This window comes from Anaerococcus nagyae, from assembly GCF_040364225.1.
Lineage (GTDB): Bacteria > Bacillota > Clostridia > Tissierellales > Peptoniphilaceae > Anaerococcus > Anaerococcus nagyae.
In genome coordinates this window covers 1,872,694-1,891,834 of the sequence record NZ_AP031484.1, presented here as the reverse complement: position 1 = coordinate 1,891,834, position 19,141 = coordinate 1,872,694, and the positions used below count along the sequence as shown (strand labels likewise).

The following is a 19,141-nucleotide window of genomic DNA, read 5'->3' as shown; positions in this document are numbered from 1 at the left end:
TGTGGATAAGTTTCTGTTTATAAGTTTTTTATTTAAAAATAAGGATTTTAATAATATGAATTTTACATAAATTTTAAAATTAAAAACTTTTCCACAAAAGTTAATCTTTTAAAAAGGAAATTTGGGATTTTCCATATATTTTTACACATCAAATTATACTCTAAAATAGAGCTTTTGACAACTTATCCACAAGAAGTAGATAAATTTTGGGAAAACTTAATTATCATATTTATATTATCTTAATAATATTTGTGTAATTGTGGATAAGTATGTGTATTTATTAAAACTTTTTATATTTATCAAGAGAATTCAAACTTTTAGATTTTTTTAAACATATATTCTTATATTTATCCATATAATTTTTTGGTTAATATCCTGTGGAGAAATAATTTATGTAAAAAGTTATACACATTGCATTATTATTAGCTTATCAGTAATTATTTGTATATTTATGAGTTAATGGATAGAAATATTATTCATTTATTGTTATGATGGGTTATAAGAGCTTAAAATCAACAAAAAACCTTGACATATTAACTATTTCTACATATAATAGTATGAGTCTAAAATTTTATGAGGAGGTGTAACTATGAAAAGAACCTATCAACCAAATAGAAGAAAAAGAGCTAAAGATCATGGTTTTAGAAAAAGAATGTCTACTCCAGGTGGCAGAAGAGTTCTAAAAGCAAGACGTAAAAAGAATAGAAAAAGATTATCTGCTTAATTATAGTAGGCTAGTTTATTAGCCTATAGTTAAGCAATCGCTTTATTAGAAATTTAGGACACAAATGGAAAAGCGACTTAGTTTAAGAAAAGATACAGATTTTAAGCGTGTATATAAGAAAAGTGATGCTTTTTTTAATAGAGATTTTACTATATTAATAAAAAATAATGGTCTTGATCATCCCAGATTTGGATTTTCTATCAGTAAGAAGATTGGCAAGGCTAACCAGCGCAATCTACTAAAAAGAAGGCTCCGTGATATAGTAAGAAAAAATTATAATAATCTTAATGGAGTAGATATAATTATCATTCCTAAAAAGCATGTAACTGACTTTGATTATAAGTCTCTTAAAAAAACCTTGGGTCATGTATTAAACAAGGCATTTAAAAAGAATAAGATTTTTTATGTTAAATAAAATTTTTATTAGAATAATTAATTTTTATAAAACTTACATTTCTCCACAGTTAGGCAGAGGAAAATGCAAATACTACCCTACTTGCTCGCAATATGCTATCGAGTGTTTTACAAAATATGGGTTTTTTAAAGCTTTTTTTATGTCTTTGTGGAGAATTTTAAGATGTAATCCTTTTTCTAAAGGTGGTTATGATCCTGTTAGATAGACTATTAGACCTGCATAGGGGTTTTCCCGAATAAATTTATGGAGTATTTATGTTAAATTTTATAGCTACTTTACTTGGTAAGCTAATGAGGTGGATATACGATTCACTTGCAGCAAATCAAGTAGAACCTAGCAATATAAGCTTTTACGCTATTGCAATTATACTTATGACTCTGCTTGTAACTTTGCTTACAGTACCAGTTACTATTTCTCAACAAAAACAAGCAGAAAGTACACAAAAGATAAAACCAAAGATGGATGAAATTCAAAAGAAATATTCTTATGATCCTCAAATTATGCAAAAGAAAATGCAAGAATTATATAAGGAAGAGGGAGTCAATCCTGGTTTCTCATCCTGTTTAATGATGATTTTGCAACTTTTAATTCTTTTTGCTTTATTTAGGGTTATGCGTGATACTAAAACTTTCGTATTTCCAGAAGGTATAGAAGGTATTAGAAAAGATTTTTATTGGGTAAGTGACTTAACTAAACAAGACCCATATTGGTTTGGTCTTCCACTTTTAACGAGTTTATCCCAATTTGGTGTTCAATTATTTTCAATGAAGACCAATCCACAAATGTCAGAAGGTCCTATGGCTGGTATGAGCAAGACATTTTTAATGATGCCTCTACTCTATTTTTTCATGTTTAGAAGCCTTCCAGCAGGTCTTCCACTTTATTATACAATGAGTTCTATTATAAGACTTATAATAATGGTTGTATTGCATTTTACAGTTAAAAAACCTAAACAAGTTCAAACATTCGAGGTAAAAGATGAGAAAGTCAATAATAAAACAAGCAAAAACTAAAGATGAAGCTATTAGACGCGCTCTAGCAGAAATTGCTAAAGAAAGGTCAGAAGTAGATATAGAAGTTATAAACGAAGGCTCTAGCGGATTTTTAGGGATTGGAAGTAAGGATGCCGTTGTTCGTATATCTTATGATGAAGATATAAATGAAGCTCTCTTAGATATTGAAGATGAGATTAAAAGAGATACAGTAGGAAGCTCTGACTTCGATCGTGAATATAATATAAAAGATCGTAGCAATTATTATAAGGACGAAGCTTCTGCAAATTATAAAGATGAAGGTCCTATAGCAGAGGATGATTCTAAAAAGGAAGATTATGCTCGTGATGGAGCTGAGTTTGAACAAAGTATTCATAATATCAAAGATGAAGAAGAAAATCTTGGAAATTATGAGAGACTTCAAAAGATCAATTCTTATGAAGAAAATTCCAAGACTTATAAAAAAGATACAGAAGATTTATCGAAAATCCTTGATCAAAGAATCGATTCTTTAGAAAAAAGAGATATAAATAGACAACCAATAGAACCAGAAGAACTTAAAAGAGAAAATAATGAAAAAGATAATTCAGTTTTATTTACTAAGTTTGAGGATGATTCTAATATCAAGTCTGATAAAAAAACAGAAAGTTCTAATCTTACAGAAAAATTAACCTTTGAATCATCTGATTCAGAGGTTAACACTGATAAGAATTTAGATGAAATTAATGAAAAGCTTTCTGATGACTTTAAAGCTAATAATAGTCATGATATAGTATATGATAAGCAACAAACAGATATAGATAAGTACTATAAAGCTAAGGAATTTTTGGAAGAAATTCTAAGACAAATGCACTTTGAAAATGCTAGTGTATATGGAAATCTAGAAGGATCTATAATTAAACTAGATGCTAAAGTAGAAGAAAAGGATACAGGTATTGCTATAGGAAAGGGTGGGGCAACTCTTGATGCTATAGAGCTTATTATAAGAAAATCAATTGACTCAAGAGCTAATAATTTAAGAGTAAATGTAGATATAAATAATTATAAAAAACGTCGCGATGAAAAGATTAAAGAACTTGCTAGAGATACTGCAAAAAAAGTAGCTAAAAGTAAGAAAGCATGGAATCTTAAATACATGAACTCATATGAAAGACGATTAGCCCATGAAGAGATAAGTAAGCATCCAAATGTAGATAGCCATTCAGAAGGTCAAGAACCTAAAAGATATGTAGTTGTAGACTATGTTGGAGAAGATGAAAAATAGAAATTTAGTATTTTATATACTTAACTTAATAAAAATATACTTTATGCGGAGTATTCCTGTTCGTAGCTGGAATACCCGCTTTTTTAATATTAATCAACATTTGTAATCATAAAACCAATATGTAGTCTTATTAAATCATTAATATTTCTGGGATCATAACCGGTTATTTCTTTAAGTTTATTTAACCTATATTGTACAGTGTTTTTATGAATAAAAAGTTCATCTGCACATTTTATTATTGAACCGTTGTTTTTAACATAAGTTTCTATTAGATTCTTGTATATATTAAAATCCTTATCTTCTATATTTGATAAAACTGTGGATCTATATTTACTTAAAGAATTTTTATCTACAGAGGTTAGTAAAAGTTCTAAATCAAAATTTTTATATTCGTAAAATTTTTTATTGGTTCCTGAAATCTCTCCCCAATTAAGAGCTATATTTGCTTGCTTATACATTTCTTTTGATAATTCAATATTATTAAATGATTCACTAATTCCAAATTTGAGATTATAATTGGTAGCAAGATTTATCTTATTACTTACTTTTTCTAACTGTTTATAGGTAATATCTAAATCCCAATGAAAGCTATATATAACTATTTCATTAAAAAATACAGCATATATACAATTTTTACTATATAAATATTTGTTCAGTATTTCATATATCTGATCAATATATTCGATAGATATATGAGAAGTGGAATTTTTTCCTACAGCTAGTATCATTTTATCTTGAAATTTATCTGAGAAGTCTATTTCCTTATTTAGATTATCTCCGTGTATTAATCCTTCTATATAGTATTTTATTCCTTCTCTATTTTTTGCTTCTATAGATTGGTTATAATTTTCTTTGATTAAAATTTCCGTCATTTTTTTAATAATTGTGCTATATTTTATGATTTCTTTTCCGATTCCTGTAATACCTATAGCACCTATAACTTCATTTTTAAATACAACAGGCATATTTATGCCAGGCCTTGATCCCTTATAAGTGTGCAAATCTTTTACAATTACATCTACGTTTTCTTTTACACAAATAAAACCTGCTTGATGAAATGTTGATATTCGTTTTTTATCAGTGGAATATATAATGATTCCATTGGTATTTATAAAATTTATATCCTCGTTTATGATTGTGTTAATTTCATCAACAATTGATTTAGCTATAGCTTTGCTTATTACCATACTATCTCCTGTAACAATTATTTTTGTAATAATATTAATTATTTTAGTATAAGTAACATTATACTATTTATGATTGTTTTATATAATTTATATATAGGAGGTAATATGAAGATTTTAGTTATGATGGATTCTTTTAAAGGAAGTTTGTCATCTATTGAGGCTGGCAATACAATTAAGAATACTTTAGAGAAAAGAAAAATCCCTCACGAGGTAGAAGTCTTACCTATAGCTGATGGTGGGGAAGGGACTGTAGAATCTCTTATAGGTTTATCTGACATAGAGGAGATAAAAGTTAAGGTAAATAATCCCCTATTTGAAAGTCAGATTGCTAGATATGCTTATTCTGAGAAAAGTAGATTAGCTATAATGGAAATGAGTCAAGCAAGTGGGTTAACTCTAATAAAAGATAAACTTTCACCTATGAAAGCAAGTACATACGGAGTGGGAGAAATGATTATTGATGCTCTTGATAAAGGAGCAAGGCACTTTGTTATTGGAATAGGGGGATCTGCAACTAATGATGGTGGTATAGGTATGCTATCTGCTCTTGGATTTAAGTTTTTAGATATAGATGGTAATGAAATCAAGCCAGGTATTGAGGGAGTTTATGATCTAGTAGAAATCGATGATAGTAAAGTGGATCCTAGGGTTAAAGAAGCAGATTTTGATATAGCTTGTGATGTCGATAATCCTCTAAATGGAGAAAATGGATCTGCTTATGTATATGGACCACAAAAAGGAGCTACATCTGAAGAAGTTAAAATTATAGATGAACTACTATTAAAATATCATAATATTACAAAACAATACATAAGTTCTGCAGATAATTCTATTAAGGGTGTAGGAGCTGCTGGAGGCTTAGGTTATGGATTTAAGACTTTTCTTGATGCAAACTTAAGTCATGGAATAGATCTAATACTAAATTTACTTGATGCTGAAAATCATATAAAGAAGGCTGATCTTATAATAACTGGAGAAGGTAAAATAGATTTCCAAACTTCAATGGGAAAAGCTCCTGTGGGAGTTGCAAAACTTGCTAAAAAATATAATAAAGCAGTTATAGCTTTTGCTGGAATCGTGGATAATGAAGCGGTGGCAGTAAATAATGAAGGTATAGATGCTTTTTTTCCTATTATAGATAAAATAACTAGTATTAATGAAGCCATGTCTATTGAAAAAAGTAAAGAAAATTTGAATAGATGTGTCACTCAAGTATTTAATATTATAGATATGTGGAGGTAAAAATGGAAGGGATAGAATTTAGTACTTTAGGTGCTGTATTAGGTCTTTTAATTGCGATTGTACTTATTATTAAAAATTTTCACTCAACTTATTCACTGATTCTTGGAGCGATAATAGGTGGTATTATAGGAGGTGGAGGCCTTGATGGTACTGTTAAAGCTATGATATCAGGATCTGCTGGGATGATGAGTTCAATTTTAAGAATTATGACAAGTGGTATACTTGCAGGATGCTTGGTAAAAACAGGGGCTGCAGAAAAGATAGCTGAAACCATAGTAAATAAGTTAGGAGAAAAAAATGCTATTATATCCATATCTATATCTACAATGATTATATGTGCAGTTGGAGTTTTTATAGATATATCTGTTATAACAACCGCTCCTATTGCACTTGCGGTGGCTAAAAGGACAAAGATGAGTAAATCTGCATCACTTTTTGCAATGATTGGAGGAGGAAAAGCTGGCAATATCATAAGTCCAAATCCAAACACTATTGCTACTAGTGAAGCTTTTGGAGTAAATCTTAATTCACTTATGGGGATAAATATTATTCCAGCATTAATTGCTTTAATAATTACCATAATTTTAGCTAAAACTATTAATAGGAAATTCAATGATATAGTTACAGACAATGATATAGATATTGTTGACAATTCTTTAAAAGATCTTCCAAGATTTGCAAGTGCTATAGCAGGACCAGCTACTGTAGTAATATTACTTGCTCTTAGACCATTATTCGATATAGTGGTTGATCCATTAATTGCCTTACCATTAGGGGGTATAGTTTGCTTATTTGTTTGTGGAGAGATCAAACATATAAGTGAATATTCTGCATATGGTTTTTCAAAAGTAATAGGTGTTTGTGCCCTGCTGATAGGGACTGGTACACTTTCAGGTATTATATCAAACTCACACTTACAAACAGATATGATAAGCTTAATAGATACCTTAAATCTTAAACCATTTATCTTGGCTCCGTTATCTGGTATTTTAATGGCAGCTGCAACAGCTTCAACTACTGCTGGAGCAACTATAGCATCAAAAACTTTTGCCAATACTTTAATTAGCGCAGATGTAAATAGCATAAATGCAGCAGCTATGGTTCATTCTGGTGCAACAGTGCTTGATTCTTTGCCACACGGTTCATTCTTCCACGCTACTGGTGGTAGTGTAAAAATGGTAATTAAAGATAGATTAAAACTTATCCCTTATGAAGCATTGGTAGGATTTGCATCTACAATTACGGCTATAATTATTTATTTGATTTGATAGATTTTTAGACTTAACATCTATTATCTAGGTCAAATCATTGACATTTTAACTTTTTCCACTATAATTCATATGTTATAGACCACTAGTCAAAGTAGTGGATATTAATCGTACTATGAAAGGAAAATATATGAGTGAAGCTACTATAGCAGCTATTTCCACTCCACAAGGTACTGGTGGTATATCCATTGTTAGGATGAGTGGAGATAAGAGTAAGGAAATAATTGATCAAATTTTTAGACCTATCTATGGTGGGCCTATAGATAGTCAAAAAGATAATAGAAAAATGCGCTATGGAAACATAGTAGATGATGATGAGATTATAGATGAGGTTATGGTAAATTTTATGATAGGTCCATCTACCTATACTAGAGAAGATATTTGTGAAATTAATTGCCATGGTTCTTTCATTTCTGTAAAAAAGATCTTAAATTTAATATTGGATAAGGGAGCAGTTCTTGCTGAGCCTGGGGAATTTACTAAACGTGCTTTTCTTAATGGTCGTATAGATTTATCTCAAGCTGAAGCTGTGCTTGATATAATTAATTCAACTAATGATCTCTCCCAGGCTCAAGGTATAAATCAACTTAATGGATCTTTGAGAAAGGAAATAGATAGTATACGTAAATTTTTACTTGAAGCTCTATCTAGATTAGAATATTCTATAAATTTTACTGAAGATGGGGAAGATCTATCTCCAGATGAGATAATTTCTTATATGCAAAAAGCTAATGATAAAATTGAGAAGCTAATTAATAGCTCAAATAAAGGCAAAATAGTAAAAGATGGAATTAATACTACCATAATAGGTAAGCCGAATGTTGGTAAATCATCGCTTTTAAATGCATTACTAAAAGAAAATCGTGCTATAGTTACTGATATACCAGGTACTACTCGTGATCTTATAAGTGAATATATTAATCTTGGATCCTTTACTTTAAAAATTAATGATACAGCAGGAATAAGAGATACAGAGGACATAGTAGAAAAAATTGGTGTTGATAAATCTATAGAACTATCTAAAGCTAGTGATTTAATTATTGCCTTATTTGATACTTCTAGAAAATTTGATGATGAAGATAAGAAAATATTAGAATTAATAGAAGATAAAAATGCTATTATCATTCTAAATAAGATGGATTTGGATTCTATGTTTGATAAGTCCTTGTTGGATGTGAACTTACCTATTATAGAAACTTCTATGACAGAAAATATAGGAATTGATAAACTAGAAGAGACTATAACAAAAATCTTCGATGCATCAGAGATCAATCGCGAATCAATCCTAATAACAAACACTAGACATGAGAGGTTATTAAAATCAGCTAGCGAAAAATTAGCCTCATCTTTATATGATATAAAGATGGGCATATCTCTTGATGCAGTTGAGGTTGATCTAAGAGGCTCTTATGATGATCTTGGACTTATAATAGGGGAGTCAGTTTCAGATGAAATAATGGATAAGGTCTTTAAGGAGTTTTGTGTTGGAAAGTAAAAATAAATATATACAAGATGCTTATGATGTTGTTGTAATAGGAGCAGGGCATGCAGGTTGTGAAGCAGGACTAGCTTCTGCTAGACTAGGGATGAAGACATTGATTCTTACCACAAGTCTTGAATCTATAGCGGATATGCCTTGTAATCCTAATATTGGTGGTACAGGAAAGGGACATATAGTTCGTGAGATAGATGCTATGGGTGGCGAGATGGCTAAGGTCATAGACAAGACATTTATTCAATCGAGGATGCTTAATACATCTAAAGGTCCAGCAGTACATTCTCTAAGAGTCCAAGCTGACAAAAGAAAATACCATGAAGAAATGAAAAAAGTTATAGAAAATGAAGCTAATTTAGATATTTTCGAACAAGAAGTTGATAATATAAACTATGAAGATGGCAAAATTGTTTCATGTGAAACAATACAAGGCGCTGTATTTCCATGTAAGGCAATTATAGTCTGTACAGGAACATATTTAAATGGAAAGATCCTGATAGGAAACTTTGAAAAAATTTCAGGACCTCATGGTCTCTCTGCTGCAACTTATCTATCTAATACGCTTGAGAAGATGGGGTTCTCACTTCGTAGATTCAAGACAGGAACTCCTGCTAGAGTTGATAGAAAAACTATAAATTTTACAAAAACAGAAATACAAGCAGGCGATGAAGAAGTAATTCCATTTTCATTTGAGAATGAAGGTGAAGATTTTTCTAATAGGAAACAATATGATTGTTATCTGACCTATACAACACCAGAAACTAAACAAATAATTATGGACAATATAGATAGATCTCCTATTTATGGCGGTAATGTTAAAGGCATTGGTCCACGTTATTGTCCTTCAATAGAAGATAAGATGATAAGATTTCCAGATCGTGATGTTCATCAAGTATTTTTGGAACCTGAATCATTGTCAACGGATGAGATTTATGTTCAAGGTGTTTCATCATCAATGCCACAAGAAGTTCAAATGGATTTTTATAAGACTATAATTGGTCTTGAAGATGCAAAAATTATGCGTCCGGCATATGCTATAGAATATGATATGATTGATACTCGTGATCTTAATCTGACTTTAGAATCAAAGAATTATTCTGGTCTTTATTTTGCAGGACAAATCAATGGCTCAAGTGGCTATGAGGAGGCAGCAGGACAAGGTCTTATAGCTGGTATAAATGCTGCTCTAAAAATCAAAGGAGAAGATCCGTTTATTCTAGACAGGTCAGATGCTTATATAGGAGTACTAATTGATGACCTCGTTACAAAAGGCACTAATGAACCATATCGTATGATGACAAGTCGCTGTGAATATAGATTAACCATGCGTCAAGATAATGCAGATGAGCGTTTAACTAAAAAATCTCATGATATAGGTTTAGCAAGTGATGAGCGTTATCAAAAAATGTTAGAAAAGTATGATGCTATAAATATAGAAAAAGGACGACTTAAAAAAATAATCTTAACTCCAACAGAAAAGACAAATAAGACTTTAGAGGAATTAGGAACAAATCCTATAGTAACTGGTGTTTCACTTTATGATTTGTTAAAAAGACCAGAATTAGACTATTTTAAAGTTGAAATATTAGATAAAGATAGACCAATATTACCAAAATTTCAACAAATACAAGTACAAACAGAAATCAAATATGAGGGATATATAGCAAAACAAATGGCTGATATTGATAAGTTTAAGAAGCTTGAAGAAAAGAAACTTCCAAGTGATTTTGATTACACTAGTATTGATGGTCTCAAAAAAGAAGCATCAGCAAAATTAAATGAAATTAAACCTGGATCTGTAGGACAAGCAAGTAGAATTTCTGGAGTCACTCCCGCAGATATAAATGTTTTACTAATTAGATTAAAGACTGGAGAAGTAAGTGGATAAAAATAAAATGTACGATATATACAGAGAGCATCTCTTGGAGGTAAACTCTTATACTAATTTAACAACTATAACTGATCCTAGTGAAATAAAAGTAAAACACTTTGATGATTCACTGTCTATAATAGATTATATAAGTGAGGATAGTAAAGTGCTGGATGTGGGATCTGGAGCAGGCTTTCCTGGGATACCATTAAGAATAGAAAAAAACTTTGATTTGACATTAATAGATAGTGTTAATAAAAAAGTGAGATTTATGAATGAAGTTATAGAAAAACTTGAACTTAAAAATACAAGAGCAATCCATACCAGAGCTGAAGATTTTGCGAAAGAGAAGCGTGGAAAATATGATGTTGTTATTTCACGAGCAGTTGCAAATATGTCAACTCTATCTGAGCTTTGTATTCCATTTTTAAAAGTAGATGGATTGTTTATTGCCATGAAAGGACCTAAAGCTGATGAAGAACTAGAACAAGCAGGCAACGCTCTTAAAGTTTTAGGTGGAGAAATAATAAAATTAGATAGATTTGATTTAGCTGGCAATGAAAGAGTAAATGTGATAGTAAGAAAAATTCATCCAACAAAAGTTAAATATCCTAGGGGAAAGAATCTTCCGAAAAAGAATCCGTTATAGGATTCTTTTTTTGTTTCATATGAAACTTTTTGTAAAAAAAAAGAATGGGTATAATCTTTAATTATAAAAAGCGAAAGGAATAGTATGGATAAAATAAAAAAATTTTTAAAGATAATAGCTACTTTACTTGCTATATTATTAGTTACATATTTGGTATCTGCAGTTATGTCTCTTGCAGTAATTGATCCAGATAATCCTAATGCGGGACTTTATATATTATTAATAACTCAGTTATTAATTGCTATAAGCACTTATATAATTATTAAAATAAAGAAAAAACAATATGGAGCTTCGTATATTAGGAATAAAGGATTTTTATCTGATTCTTGGAAGATGATAATTATTGGATTTGGTGCTGCTGGATTTGGAAATATGATTATAGGATTATTGATGAGTTTATTAGAAGACAACATTCTTGTTAATCATAGTATAGATATAGTAAACGCAGCTTTTGATGCAAATGACATTTTATCTACTATAATACAAACAATATTAGTAGTAATAATAGCACCAATTACTGAGGAGGTTTTGTTTAGAGGATTTGTATTCAATGAAACCAACAAGATTTTTTCGCTTAAGCAAGCTATAATTATTAATGGAGTTTTATTTGGATTATATCATATGAACCTGCTACAAGGGATAAATACATTTTTTCTAGCTATGGTTTTATCTATAGTTTATTATTATAGAAGAAATATATACGACTGCATTATAGTTCATGCTTCCAATAACTTGATAGCTATTTCATCTGTCATAATACCTCAGTATCTTAATGTTATAGGCGTGATTTTAATCGTATGCTTCTTTATAGGAGCTTACTTTATTTATAGATTGATCACAAATAATAAAGACAATGAAAACTTATATTAGTTGTTAATAAAATTTATGATATACTAAAAATAGAAAAGGAGTAAGTATGAAAGCACAAATTTTTTCGATTGGAACAGAAATATTGCTAGGGAATATTACAGATACTAATTCTCAATTTATTGCTAGACGTCTTATGGAAAATGGTATAGATCTTTATAAAATGGAGACTATTGGAGATAATGAGAAAAGACTTTATAATGCTTTTAAAGCTTGTGATGGTAAAGTTGATTATGTAATATCTAGTGGGGGATTAGGACCTACACCAGATGATTTAACAAAAGAAGTTGCTATTAAAGTATGTGATCTCGTTAGTGAAGTTAAAGTTGATGAGTATTCATATAATAAACTAATAGAGTATTTTAATGGTAATGAAGAAACAGCAAAGGCTAATATTAAGCAGGCTAAATTTCCAACATCTGCTATTATTTTAAATAACCCTATTGGTACTGCACCTGGATGTATTATGGAATCCTCACTTGGAACAAAATACATACTTATGCCTGGGCCTCCCAATGAAATGAAAACGATGTTTAATAATGAAGTTAGTAAATATATAAATAAAATTGCTATAATGAAATCTAAAAATGCTAAGATAGGCATGTTAGGTGAATGGGATATGGCTAGGCGAATGGATTTAAACTGCACTCATCCTACAATAAGTCCGTATATAACTGATGAAGGTCCTATTTTACGTGTTACCGCTAAAGGAAATAGTGAAGAAAGTGTTGATAAAGAATTAACAAAAGGATTGGATTTAATTAAAAAAAATCTGGGAGCTTATGTAATAACAACAGAAGATATTCCTAAAGAAAAAGTTTTGATTAAGTTATTAAAAGAAAGAAAGGAGATTGTATCCACTGCTGAGTCTATAACGGGGGGATTGATTGCGTCATCTATAATAGATGTTTCTGGTGCATCTGATGTAATAAATGAGTCTTATGTAACCTATTCGAACGATGTAAAGCATAAGTTATTAAATGTTTCATATGAAACAATAAAAGAGTATACTGTAGTAAGCGAAGAAGTTTTACTTGAGATGTTAGATGGATTGTATAAGCTTACATCAAGTAATCTATGTCTAGCTAGTACAGGATATGCACATACTGGAGAAGTTTATATAGGGATACTATATAATGGCAAGAAATATACTAGACACCTTAAGCTAAATGGAGATAGAAACAGAGTAAGACTTAGAGCAAAAAATGCAATTATTGATACAGCTATACTAATTATGAGAGGTGACTATGAGAGTAATATCGGTTTTTAATCAAAAAGGAGGAGTAGGAAAAACTACAACGGTTGTGAATCTTGCTGTTGCATTAAATCATTTAGACAAAAAAGTTTTAGTGATAGATATTGATCCACAAGCAAACACTACAACTGGATTAGGATTGGATAAGTATAAAATTGATAATTCCTTGTATGAATTATTTTATGAAAATGAAGATGATAATAGCAATATTGAGGAAAATTCAAACTCTGAAATGGTTAGAGATATAACAAATAGCGAAGATAAAAGTAAGAAAAATAAAGATTTAGAAAAAAACTTAGAAAAGAATAATAAAGAAGATACTGATGATACTGAGCTTGATTTAGAAAATTATATAAGTCATACAAAATCAGGAGTAGATCTTATAGCATCGGAGTCAGCTTTATCAGGTCTAGAGGTAGAGTTAGTTGAGCTAGATGCATTTGAGAGAACTCAACAACTTAAAAATATTCTTTTAAATCTTACTGACGATCAATATGACTTTGTATTAATAGATTGCCCGCCATCTTTAGGTTTATTATCTATAAATGCATTAGTAGCTAGCTCATCTATTATAATACCAATTCAAACAGAATACTATGCCCTAGAAGGTGTGATTGAACTAATGAATACTTATAATATGGTAAAAAAACAATTGAATAAAAATTTGGAAATCGAAGGAGTTTTGTTATCTATGTTTGATAAGAGAGCTGATTTATCTTATGAAGTTGTAGAAGAAGTAAAATCTTATTTTAAAACCAAGGTATTTAAGTTTATGATACCAAGAAATTCTAAATTAGCTGAAGCTCCAAGCCATGGACTTTCAACAATAGAGTATGATGAAAAATCATCTGGTGCAATAGCTTATTTATCTTTAGCGGGAGAGATAGTGAATAAAGAGAGTGAGGTAACTAATGGCAAATAAAAAAACCTTAGGTAGAGGCCTACATTCATTAATACCTGAAGTTAATGAAGATTCTTCTGTAGATGATTTGAATTCATCTGACTATAAATTAAAAACTTCTATAGCTCAATATAATAACATTGAAGAAAGTAGATTTAATGATAAGATAGTAAAAATTTCTATAAACAATATAAAGCCAAGAATAGACCAACCTAGAAAAAGTTTTGATGATGAAACAATTATTGATTTATCTCATTCTATAAAAGAATACGGATTATTAAATCCTATTGTGGTTTCCAAAGTTAATGATAATTATGAAATTATTGCAGGGGAACGTAGATATAGAGCAAGTAAAAAAGCAGGATTAAAAGAGATAGATGCAATTGTCAGGGACTATAGTAAAAAAGAAGTTGAAATATTATCCTTGATTGAAAATGTTCAAAGAGAGGATTTAAAAGTTTTGGAAGAGGCAAGTGCATATAAAAAGCTTGCAAGTCAATATTCTATGACACAAGAACAGATAGCTAATACTATGGGAAAATCTAGATCTTATATAGCTAATACCATGAGATTATTAAATTTAAATGATTTTGAAAAAAAAGCTCTTAATGACAATAAAATTTCCTCAAGTCAAGCTAGAACTCTACTTTCTATAAAGGATGATAATGAGAGAAAAAATACCCTTGACGATTTTATAAAAGGTAAGACAAATATTAGAAAAGTTGAAAAAACTAATACAAGAAAAAAATCAAGCAAATTAAAGAGCACAAGTAAGACTTATGGTCCAAATATTGATGCGATATTAGTAGAAGATTTAGAAGAAAAGTTTATGGATAAACTATCAACTAAAGTATCTATAGATAAGTCAAATAAAATATATAAAGTAAGTATTGATTGCTTTACTATTGAAGATATAGAACAGTTATATGAAAAGCTTGCAAATGAAGATTAAAGATATGGATGTATCAACCCTTATTAAACAAACAGGAAAAGCTGAAGCTAATCCAGGTGGAGGAGCGATATTGATTTTAATGTCAAATTTAGCTGTTAACTTAATGCTAATGATGAATAAAAAAGAATGGAACAATCTAAAAGAAGAAGCAATTGTTTCATATGAAACAATACTAGAGTATTCCAAAAATTTAGAAGATTTGATGCAAGATGATGTAAATAACTTTAATTACTTAATGTCAAAATTTAAAGATAATGATCTCCAGGAAGAAGATTACCTTAAAGCATCTAGTGCTCTTTTATCAATGATAGAAATCAACTTGAAGTCTTTAGAAATACTAGAGTTTTATCTTAATTATGGCAAAAAATCCACTTTAACAGATGGTGAAATTGCCAATAATCTATTAAGAGAAGCAATTTTCTCCGCTTTTTCTACTATAGATGTAAATATCAAAAATACCAATGTGTGTATAGACTATGAACAAATAAAAAAACAAGCTTTAGAATTATATGAAAAAAATAAAAAAATTATTGAAAGAAGGAAATGATGACAGCTATTTATGTAATCTTAGCAATATTATCTATTATAGTTATAATAGAGTTTGCCTTGATTCAATCTATGAATAACAAATTACGCCGACAAAAGAAAAGATATGATCATCTTCTAAGAGGAAATAATGAGGATGTAAACATAGAAGAATTATTAATAAACTTAAATGATCAAATAGAAGCATCAAATAAACAACTAAGATCTATAGATCAAAGATCTTTAGATGCTCATGATTCTACTATGGGTGCTATTTCAAATACAGCAGTAGTTAGATATGATGCATTTGATTATGGAACAAATGAGCTATCATTTTGTTTATGCATGTTAGATAATTTTCATAACGGAATAATCTTAACTAGTATCTATGGGAAAGATGGTTCTAGTATATATTTAAAGGAGATTGTCAATGGTCAATCTAAGAGTGAACTATCAGAATATGAAGATCAAGCTCTTAAAAAAGCAAAAGGTTAAAAATTTAACTATTTAACCATAGTACTTCGATATTATTTGAAAAAAAATTATCTATTGAATATTAACTTTGTCATATTTTATCAAATAAGGGTATAATAGAAGCACAAGTAATGAAACGTTATTTTAAGGAGGAAATATGGCAAACTCATCAATATTAGAAAGTGCTAGAGAGGCCATCGAAGGAAAAAATTTAAAAATAGTTTTCCCAGAAGGAAACGACAGTAGAATTTTAGAAGCTGCTATTAGACATAATGAAGAAGGACTTATTCATCCAATTATCTTAGGTGATAAGGGAGAAATCCAAAAAGTAGCTAATGAAAATAACCTAAAACTTGGAAAACTTGAAATTATAGACCCAAATTATGATGAAAGTTTTGATAAACTAGCTGATTTATTTGTAGAAGCTAGAAAAGGCAAAGCTACTAAAATGGATGCTGAATACATGCTTAAAAAAGATCATAACTACTATGGTGTTATGATGGTAAAAGCTGGTATTGCAGATGGTATGGTATCAGGTGCTGTAGGTACTACAGGTGATACAATTAGACCAGCCTTACAGCTTATTAAAACAAAACCAGGTGTATCAAGAGCTTCAGGAGTTATGGTTATGATAGGACCTAATGGAGAACAATTAGTATTTGCAGATACAGCTGTAAATATTACCCTTGAATCTCAAGAAATGGCAGAAGTGGCAGTAGAATCTGCTGAAACTGCAAGAGGTTTTGGTATGGATCCAAGAGTAGCTTTACTTTCATTCTCAACAAAAGGATCTGCTAGACATGATCTTGTTGATAAAGTATCAAAAGCTACTAGAAAAGCTCATGAATTAAATCCAGATTTACCATTAGATGGCGAGTTACAATTTGATGCTGCTATCGATCCAGCTACAGCTAAAAACAAAGCCCCAAAATCTGATGTAGCAGGAACTGCTAATGTATTTATTTTCCCAGACTTACAAGCAGGTAATATTGGATATAAAATAGCTCAGAGATTAGGTGGATATAAAGCTTTGGGTCCAATACTTCAAGGTCTAAATGCACCAGTTAATGACTTATCTCGTGGATGCTCTGCACAAGATGTTTATGAAATTGCAATAATTACTGCTAGCCAATCAGTAGATAAATCAATTTCTTAATATTATTTATAATAGATATTTATATAAGGAGACAACCTATTAGGAGGTCTCCTTATTTTTTGAAAATTTTAAGTAGAAAAATAAGTACTTTAGCTAAGGTAAAAGAAAATACTAAGCTAGTTTTATCTATATCTATTCTTTTATTAGTTTAAAAATCTTTTTAATAGTAAATGGATATTTATTAAACTTTTATCTGATCCCTAGCTGTGATTTTACAGCTAATAAGGATCTTATAGCTATCTAAATTTCTTAATAATATAAAGCTTATAAAAGTAATAAAATTAGTGCGTGCTAGAAGATCTTTTTAAAAAGGCAAAATAATATTTATATAGTAGTATAGAATCAATAATACAATAATTATATTAGTAAAAAAGGTCATTTATAAAAAACAAATGAGCTATATGTGAGCAAATGAATTTAGAAAGAGAAAATAAGGGTATAATATACACACTACTAGTTATGGAAGTTAGGTGATTAGTTGATTAAGGCTATCTAACTACTAAATTAAAAATAAATTTATCCTACTGGTAAAAAACATAATTGAACTAATATAATCAATAAATAATAGGAGGATCAATAATGCGTGAATTAGATTCAGTAGAATTTAGAGAAGAAATAGAAAACGGACAAGGACTTAGCCTTGTAGATTTCAATGCAACATGGTGTGGACCTTGCAAAATGCAAGCACCGATCCTTGAGGAGCTTGATAAAGAAGAAGGATACAATATCTATGGAGTAGATATAGATAATTCAGAAGATATTGCCCGTCAATATAATGTAAATGCAGTACCATCACTTATGATTTTCAAAGACGGTGTGTTAAAAGAAAGCTTGGTAGGATTTCAATCAAAAGATGTACTTGAACAAGCTATAGGTAAATACTTATAATGAGATATGACATGGCAATAATCGGTGCTGGCCCAGCCGGGCTTAGTGCCGCTTTAAATGCAAGTGTTAGAAATAAAAATATAATATTATTTGGTGTAGATTCCCCATCACTTACAAAGACGGCATGGATAGATAATTATCTAGGCTTTACCCATATAAATGGTAATGAGTTAAATAAAAACTTCAAAAAATCTATTGAAAGTAGAAAAAATATAGAAAGGTCAAATAAAAAGATCCAGCAGGTCTATGCTATGGGAGATTATTTTTCATTAATGCTAAAAGATAATGATATTATAGAAGCTACTTCTGTTATAGTTGCCACAGGTATAGATCTTAAAAAAGATTTGGAAAATGAAGATGAGTTTTTTGCAAAAGGCGTAAGTTATTGTGCCACATGTGATGCCGCTCTCTATAAAGGAAAAGAAGTAGTAGTTATAGGCTATAATGCGGAATCGGTTGAAGAGGCAAACTTTACTTCAGAGATTGTAGGAAAACTTACATATGTAAATATGTATAAGAATGATATAGACCTAAATCCTAGTATAGAAATCATAAGTGGTGAAGAGCCATTAGAATTTATAGGTGAAGATAGGGCTAATACGCTTAGATTTAGTTCTGGGAAAGAAATCTCAGCTGATGGATTTTTTATTATAAGAGATTCTTCAAAGCCTGAAAGACTAGTTCCATCAATAGCTGTAGATAAGGAACATATTATAGTTGATAAAAATTGCAGAACTAATATTAGGGGGCTTTATGCAGCAGGAGATATAGCAGGTATACCTTATCAGATAAATAAGGCTGCTGGTCAAGGGCAAATAGCATCCTTAGATAGTGCTAAATATATTACATTAATAGAAAATGGAAAGTATGAAAAAGATTTCTGGAATAAATAATATATTAAATAATACTATAATAAATATTATTTTTAATTAATTTAATTAAAAATAATATTTTTTTGATTGCAAAAAAATTAATAATATGTAAAATAAGTTAGTAGATAAATTATTATCCAGGAGG

At 29.8% G+C, this 19,141-nt stretch carries 20 protein-coding genes; 19 read left to right on the top strand and 1 reads right to left on the bottom strand.

Annotated elements, in window-relative coordinates:
• Positions 1-589: 589 nt before the first annotated feature.
• The 5 genes from rpmH to jag all read left to right on the top strand — a co-directional run bounded on the left by rpmH (position 590) and on the right by jag (position 3,395).
• Positions 590-724, top strand: a complete 135-nt coding sequence (gene rpmH / locus ABXG81_RS09230) for a 50S ribosomal protein L34 (RefSeq protein ID WP_117520578.1) — start codon at positions 590-592, stop codon at positions 722-724.
• A gap of 64 nt (positions 725-788) precedes the next feature.
• Positions 789-1,139: a ribonuclease P protein component gene (gene rnpA, locus ABXG81_RS09225; RefSeq protein ID WP_117520576.1), complete on the top strand. Its 351-nt coding sequence runs from the start codon at positions 789-791 to the stop codon at positions 1,137-1,139.
• The gene (gene yidD, locus ABXG81_RS09220; RefSeq protein WP_117520574.1) at positions 1,129-1,344 is read left to right on the top strand and encodes a membrane protein insertion efficiency factor YidD; all 216 of its coding nucleotides are present in this window, start codon (positions 1,129-1,131) and stop codon (positions 1,342-1,344) included. The genes rnpA and yidD overlap by 11 nt, the downstream gene beginning before the upstream one ends.
• Positions 1,345-1,393: 49 nt before the next feature.
• A complete protein-coding gene (locus ABXG81_RS09215; RefSeq protein ID WP_117520572.1) occupies positions 1,394-2,152 on the top strand; it encodes a YidC/Oxa1 family membrane protein insertase in 759 nt (252 codons plus the stop codon).
• Positions 2,118-3,395: an RNA-binding cell elongation regulator Jag/EloR gene (jag, locus tag ABXG81_RS09210; protein ID WP_288222938.1), complete on the top strand. Its 1,278-nt coding sequence runs from the start codon at positions 2,118-2,120 to the stop codon at positions 3,393-3,395. Before ABXG81_RS09215 ends, jag begins: the two co-directional genes overlap by 35 nt.
• Positions 3,396-3,484: 89 nt before the next feature.
• Here the strand turns inward: jag and ABXG81_RS09205 are convergent, their stop codons facing one another.
• Complete coding sequence (locus ABXG81_RS09205; RefSeq protein ID WP_209814293.1) at positions 3,485-4,582, bottom strand: sugar diacid recognition domain-containing protein; 1,098 nt, start codon at positions 4,580-4,582, stop codon at positions 3,485-3,487.
• Positions 4,583-4,687: 105 nt separating this feature from the next.
• On the opposite strand from ABXG81_RS09205, the gene ABXG81_RS09200 reads away from it, so the two are divergent.
• The 14 genes from ABXG81_RS09200 to ABXG81_RS09135 all read left to right on the top strand — a co-directional run bounded on the left by ABXG81_RS09200 (position 4,688) and on the right by ABXG81_RS09135 (position 19,017).
• On the top strand, positions 4,688-5,824 hold the full coding sequence (locus ABXG81_RS09200; protein ID WP_117520568.1) for a glycerate kinase: 1,137 nt from the start codon (positions 4,688-4,690) through the stop codon (positions 5,822-5,824).
• Positions 5,825-5,826: 2 nt separating this feature from the next.
• Complete coding sequence (locus ABXG81_RS09195; RefSeq protein WP_117520566.1) at positions 5,827-7,092, top strand: GntP family permease; 1,266 nt, start codon at positions 5,827-5,829, stop codon at positions 7,090-7,092.
• Between the two features lie 130 nt (positions 7,093-7,222).
• Positions 7,223-8,587, top strand: a complete 1,365-nt coding sequence (mnmE, locus tag ABXG81_RS09190) for a tRNA uridine-5-carboxymethylaminomethyl(34) synthesis GTPase MnmE (RefSeq protein ID WP_353528833.1) — start codon at positions 7,223-7,225, stop codon at positions 8,585-8,587.
• Complete coding sequence (gene mnmG, locus ABXG81_RS09185; RefSeq protein ID WP_117520562.1) at positions 8,574-10,475, top strand: tRNA uridine-5-carboxymethylaminomethyl(34) synthesis enzyme MnmG; 1,902 nt, start codon at positions 8,574-8,576, stop codon at positions 10,473-10,475. The genes mnmE and mnmG overlap by 14 nt, the downstream gene beginning before the upstream one ends.
• Complete coding sequence (rsmG, locus tag ABXG81_RS09180) at positions 10,468-11,106, top strand: 16S rRNA (guanine(527)-N(7))-methyltransferase RsmG (protein WP_209814297.1); 639 nt, start codon at positions 10,468-10,470, stop codon at positions 11,104-11,106. The genes mnmG and rsmG overlap by 8 nt, the downstream gene beginning before the upstream one ends.
• Before the next feature lie 84 nt (positions 11,107-11,190).
• Positions 11,191-11,976: a type II CAAX endopeptidase family protein gene (locus tag ABXG81_RS09175; protein WP_353528832.1), complete on the top strand. Its 786-nt coding sequence runs from the start codon at positions 11,191-11,193 to the stop codon at positions 11,974-11,976.
• Positions 11,977-12,022: 46 nt separating this feature from the next.
• Positions 12,023-13,243, top strand: a complete 1,221-nt coding sequence (locus tag ABXG81_RS09170; protein WP_353528831.1) for a nicotinamide-nucleotide amidohydrolase family protein — start codon at positions 12,023-12,025, stop codon at positions 13,241-13,243.
• The gene (locus ABXG81_RS09165) at positions 13,221-14,150 is read left to right on the top strand and encodes an AAA family ATPase (RefSeq protein WP_353528830.1); all 930 of its coding nucleotides are present in this window, start codon (positions 13,221-13,223) and stop codon (positions 14,148-14,150) included. The genes ABXG81_RS09170 and ABXG81_RS09165 overlap by 23 nt, the downstream gene beginning before the upstream one ends.
• Positions 14,140-15,081, top strand: a complete 942-nt coding sequence (locus ABXG81_RS09160) for a ParB/RepB/Spo0J family partition protein (protein WP_316115749.1) — start codon at positions 14,140-14,142, stop codon at positions 15,079-15,081. The genes ABXG81_RS09165 and ABXG81_RS09160 overlap by 11 nt, the downstream gene beginning before the upstream one ends.
• Positions 15,071-15,628 carry a cyclodeaminase/cyclohydrolase family protein gene (locus ABXG81_RS09155; RefSeq protein WP_181965107.1) on the top strand — a complete coding sequence of 186 codons (558 nt, stop codon included), beginning with the start codon at positions 15,071-15,073 and terminating at the stop codon, positions 15,626-15,628. The genes ABXG81_RS09160 and ABXG81_RS09155 overlap by 11 nt, the downstream gene beginning before the upstream one ends.
• Complete coding sequence (locus ABXG81_RS09150; RefSeq protein ID WP_117520549.1) at positions 15,628-16,101, top strand: DUF4446 family protein; 474 nt, start codon at positions 15,628-15,630, stop codon at positions 16,099-16,101. Before ABXG81_RS09155 ends, ABXG81_RS09150 begins: the two co-directional genes overlap by 1 nt.
• A 136-nt stretch (positions 16,102-16,237) precedes the next feature.
• Positions 16,238-17,236: a phosphate acetyltransferase gene (gene pta / locus ABXG81_RS09145; protein WP_117520547.1), complete on the top strand. Its 999-nt coding sequence runs from the start codon at positions 16,238-16,240 to the stop codon at positions 17,234-17,236.
• A gap of 579 nt (positions 17,237-17,815) precedes the next feature.
• Positions 17,816-18,124, top strand: a complete 309-nt coding sequence (trxA, locus tag ABXG81_RS09140; RefSeq protein ID WP_316115752.1) for a thioredoxin — start codon at positions 17,816-17,818, stop codon at positions 18,122-18,124.
• Positions 18,125-18,135: 11 nt separating this feature from the next.
• Positions 18,136-19,017, top strand: a complete 882-nt coding sequence (locus ABXG81_RS09135) for an FAD-dependent oxidoreductase (protein ID WP_353528829.1) — start codon at positions 18,136-18,138, stop codon at positions 19,015-19,017.
• Positions 19,018-19,141 lie beyond the last annotated feature (124 nt).

Excerpts from the sequence above, each read along its gene's own strand:
- rpmH (WP_117520578.1), top strand. The coding sequence starts at position 590 with ATGAAAAGAACCTATCAACCAAATAGAAGAAAAAGAGCTAAAGATCAT.
- rnpA (WP_117520576.1), top strand. The coding sequence starts at position 789 with ATGGAAAAGCGACTTAGTTTAAGAAAAGATACAGATTTTAAGCGTGTA.
- yidD (WP_117520574.1), top strand. The coding sequence starts at position 1,129 with ATGTTAAATAAAATTTTTATTAGAATAATTAATTTTTATAAAACTTAC.
- ABXG81_RS09215 (WP_117520572.1), top strand. The coding sequence starts at position 1,394 with ATGTTAAATTTTATAGCTACTTTACTTGGTAAGCTAATGAGGTGGATA.
- jag (WP_288222938.1), top strand. The coding sequence starts at position 2,118 with ATGAGAAAGTCAATAATAAAACAAGCAAAAACTAAAGATGAAGCTATT.
- ABXG81_RS09205 (WP_209814293.1), bottom strand. The coding sequence starts at position 4,582 with ATGGTAATAAGCAAAGCTATAGCTAAATCAATTGTTGATGAAATTAAC.
- ABXG81_RS09200 (WP_117520568.1), top strand. The coding sequence starts at position 4,688 with ATGAAGATTTTAGTTATGATGGATTCTTTTAAAGGAAGTTTGTCATCT.
- ABXG81_RS09195 (WP_117520566.1), top strand. The coding sequence starts at position 5,827 with ATGGAAGGGATAGAATTTAGTACTTTAGGTGCTGTATTAGGTCTTTTA.
- mnmE (WP_353528833.1), top strand. The coding sequence starts at position 7,223 with ATGAGTGAAGCTACTATAGCAGCTATTTCCACTCCACAAGGTACTGGT.
- ABXG81_RS09175 (WP_353528832.1), top strand. The coding sequence starts at position 11,191 with ATGGATAAAATAAAAAAATTTTTAAAGATAATAGCTACTTTACTTGCT.
- ABXG81_RS09170 (WP_353528831.1), top strand. The coding sequence starts at position 12,023 with ATGAAAGCACAAATTTTTTCGATTGGAACAGAAATATTGCTAGGGAAT.
- ABXG81_RS09165 (WP_353528830.1), top strand. The coding sequence starts at position 13,221 with ATGAGAGTAATATCGGTTTTTAATCAAAAAGGAGGAGTAGGAAAAACT.
- ABXG81_RS09160 (WP_316115749.1), top strand. The coding sequence starts at position 14,140 with ATGGCAAATAAAAAAACCTTAGGTAGAGGCCTACATTCATTAATACCT.
- ABXG81_RS09155 (WP_181965107.1), top strand. The coding sequence starts at position 15,071 with ATGAAGATTAAAGATATGGATGTATCAACCCTTATTAAACAAACAGGA.
- ABXG81_RS09150 (WP_117520549.1), top strand. The coding sequence starts at position 15,628 with ATGACAGCTATTTATGTAATCTTAGCAATATTATCTATTATAGTTATA.
- pta (WP_117520547.1), top strand. The coding sequence starts at position 16,238 with ATGGCAAACTCATCAATATTAGAAAGTGCTAGAGAGGCCATCGAAGGA.
- trxA (WP_316115752.1), top strand. The coding sequence starts at position 17,816 with ATGCGTGAATTAGATTCAGTAGAATTTAGAGAAGAAATAGAAAACGGA.
- ABXG81_RS09135 (WP_353528829.1), top strand. The coding sequence starts at position 18,136 with ATGGCAATAATCGGTGCTGGCCCAGCCGGGCTTAGTGCCGCTTTAAAT.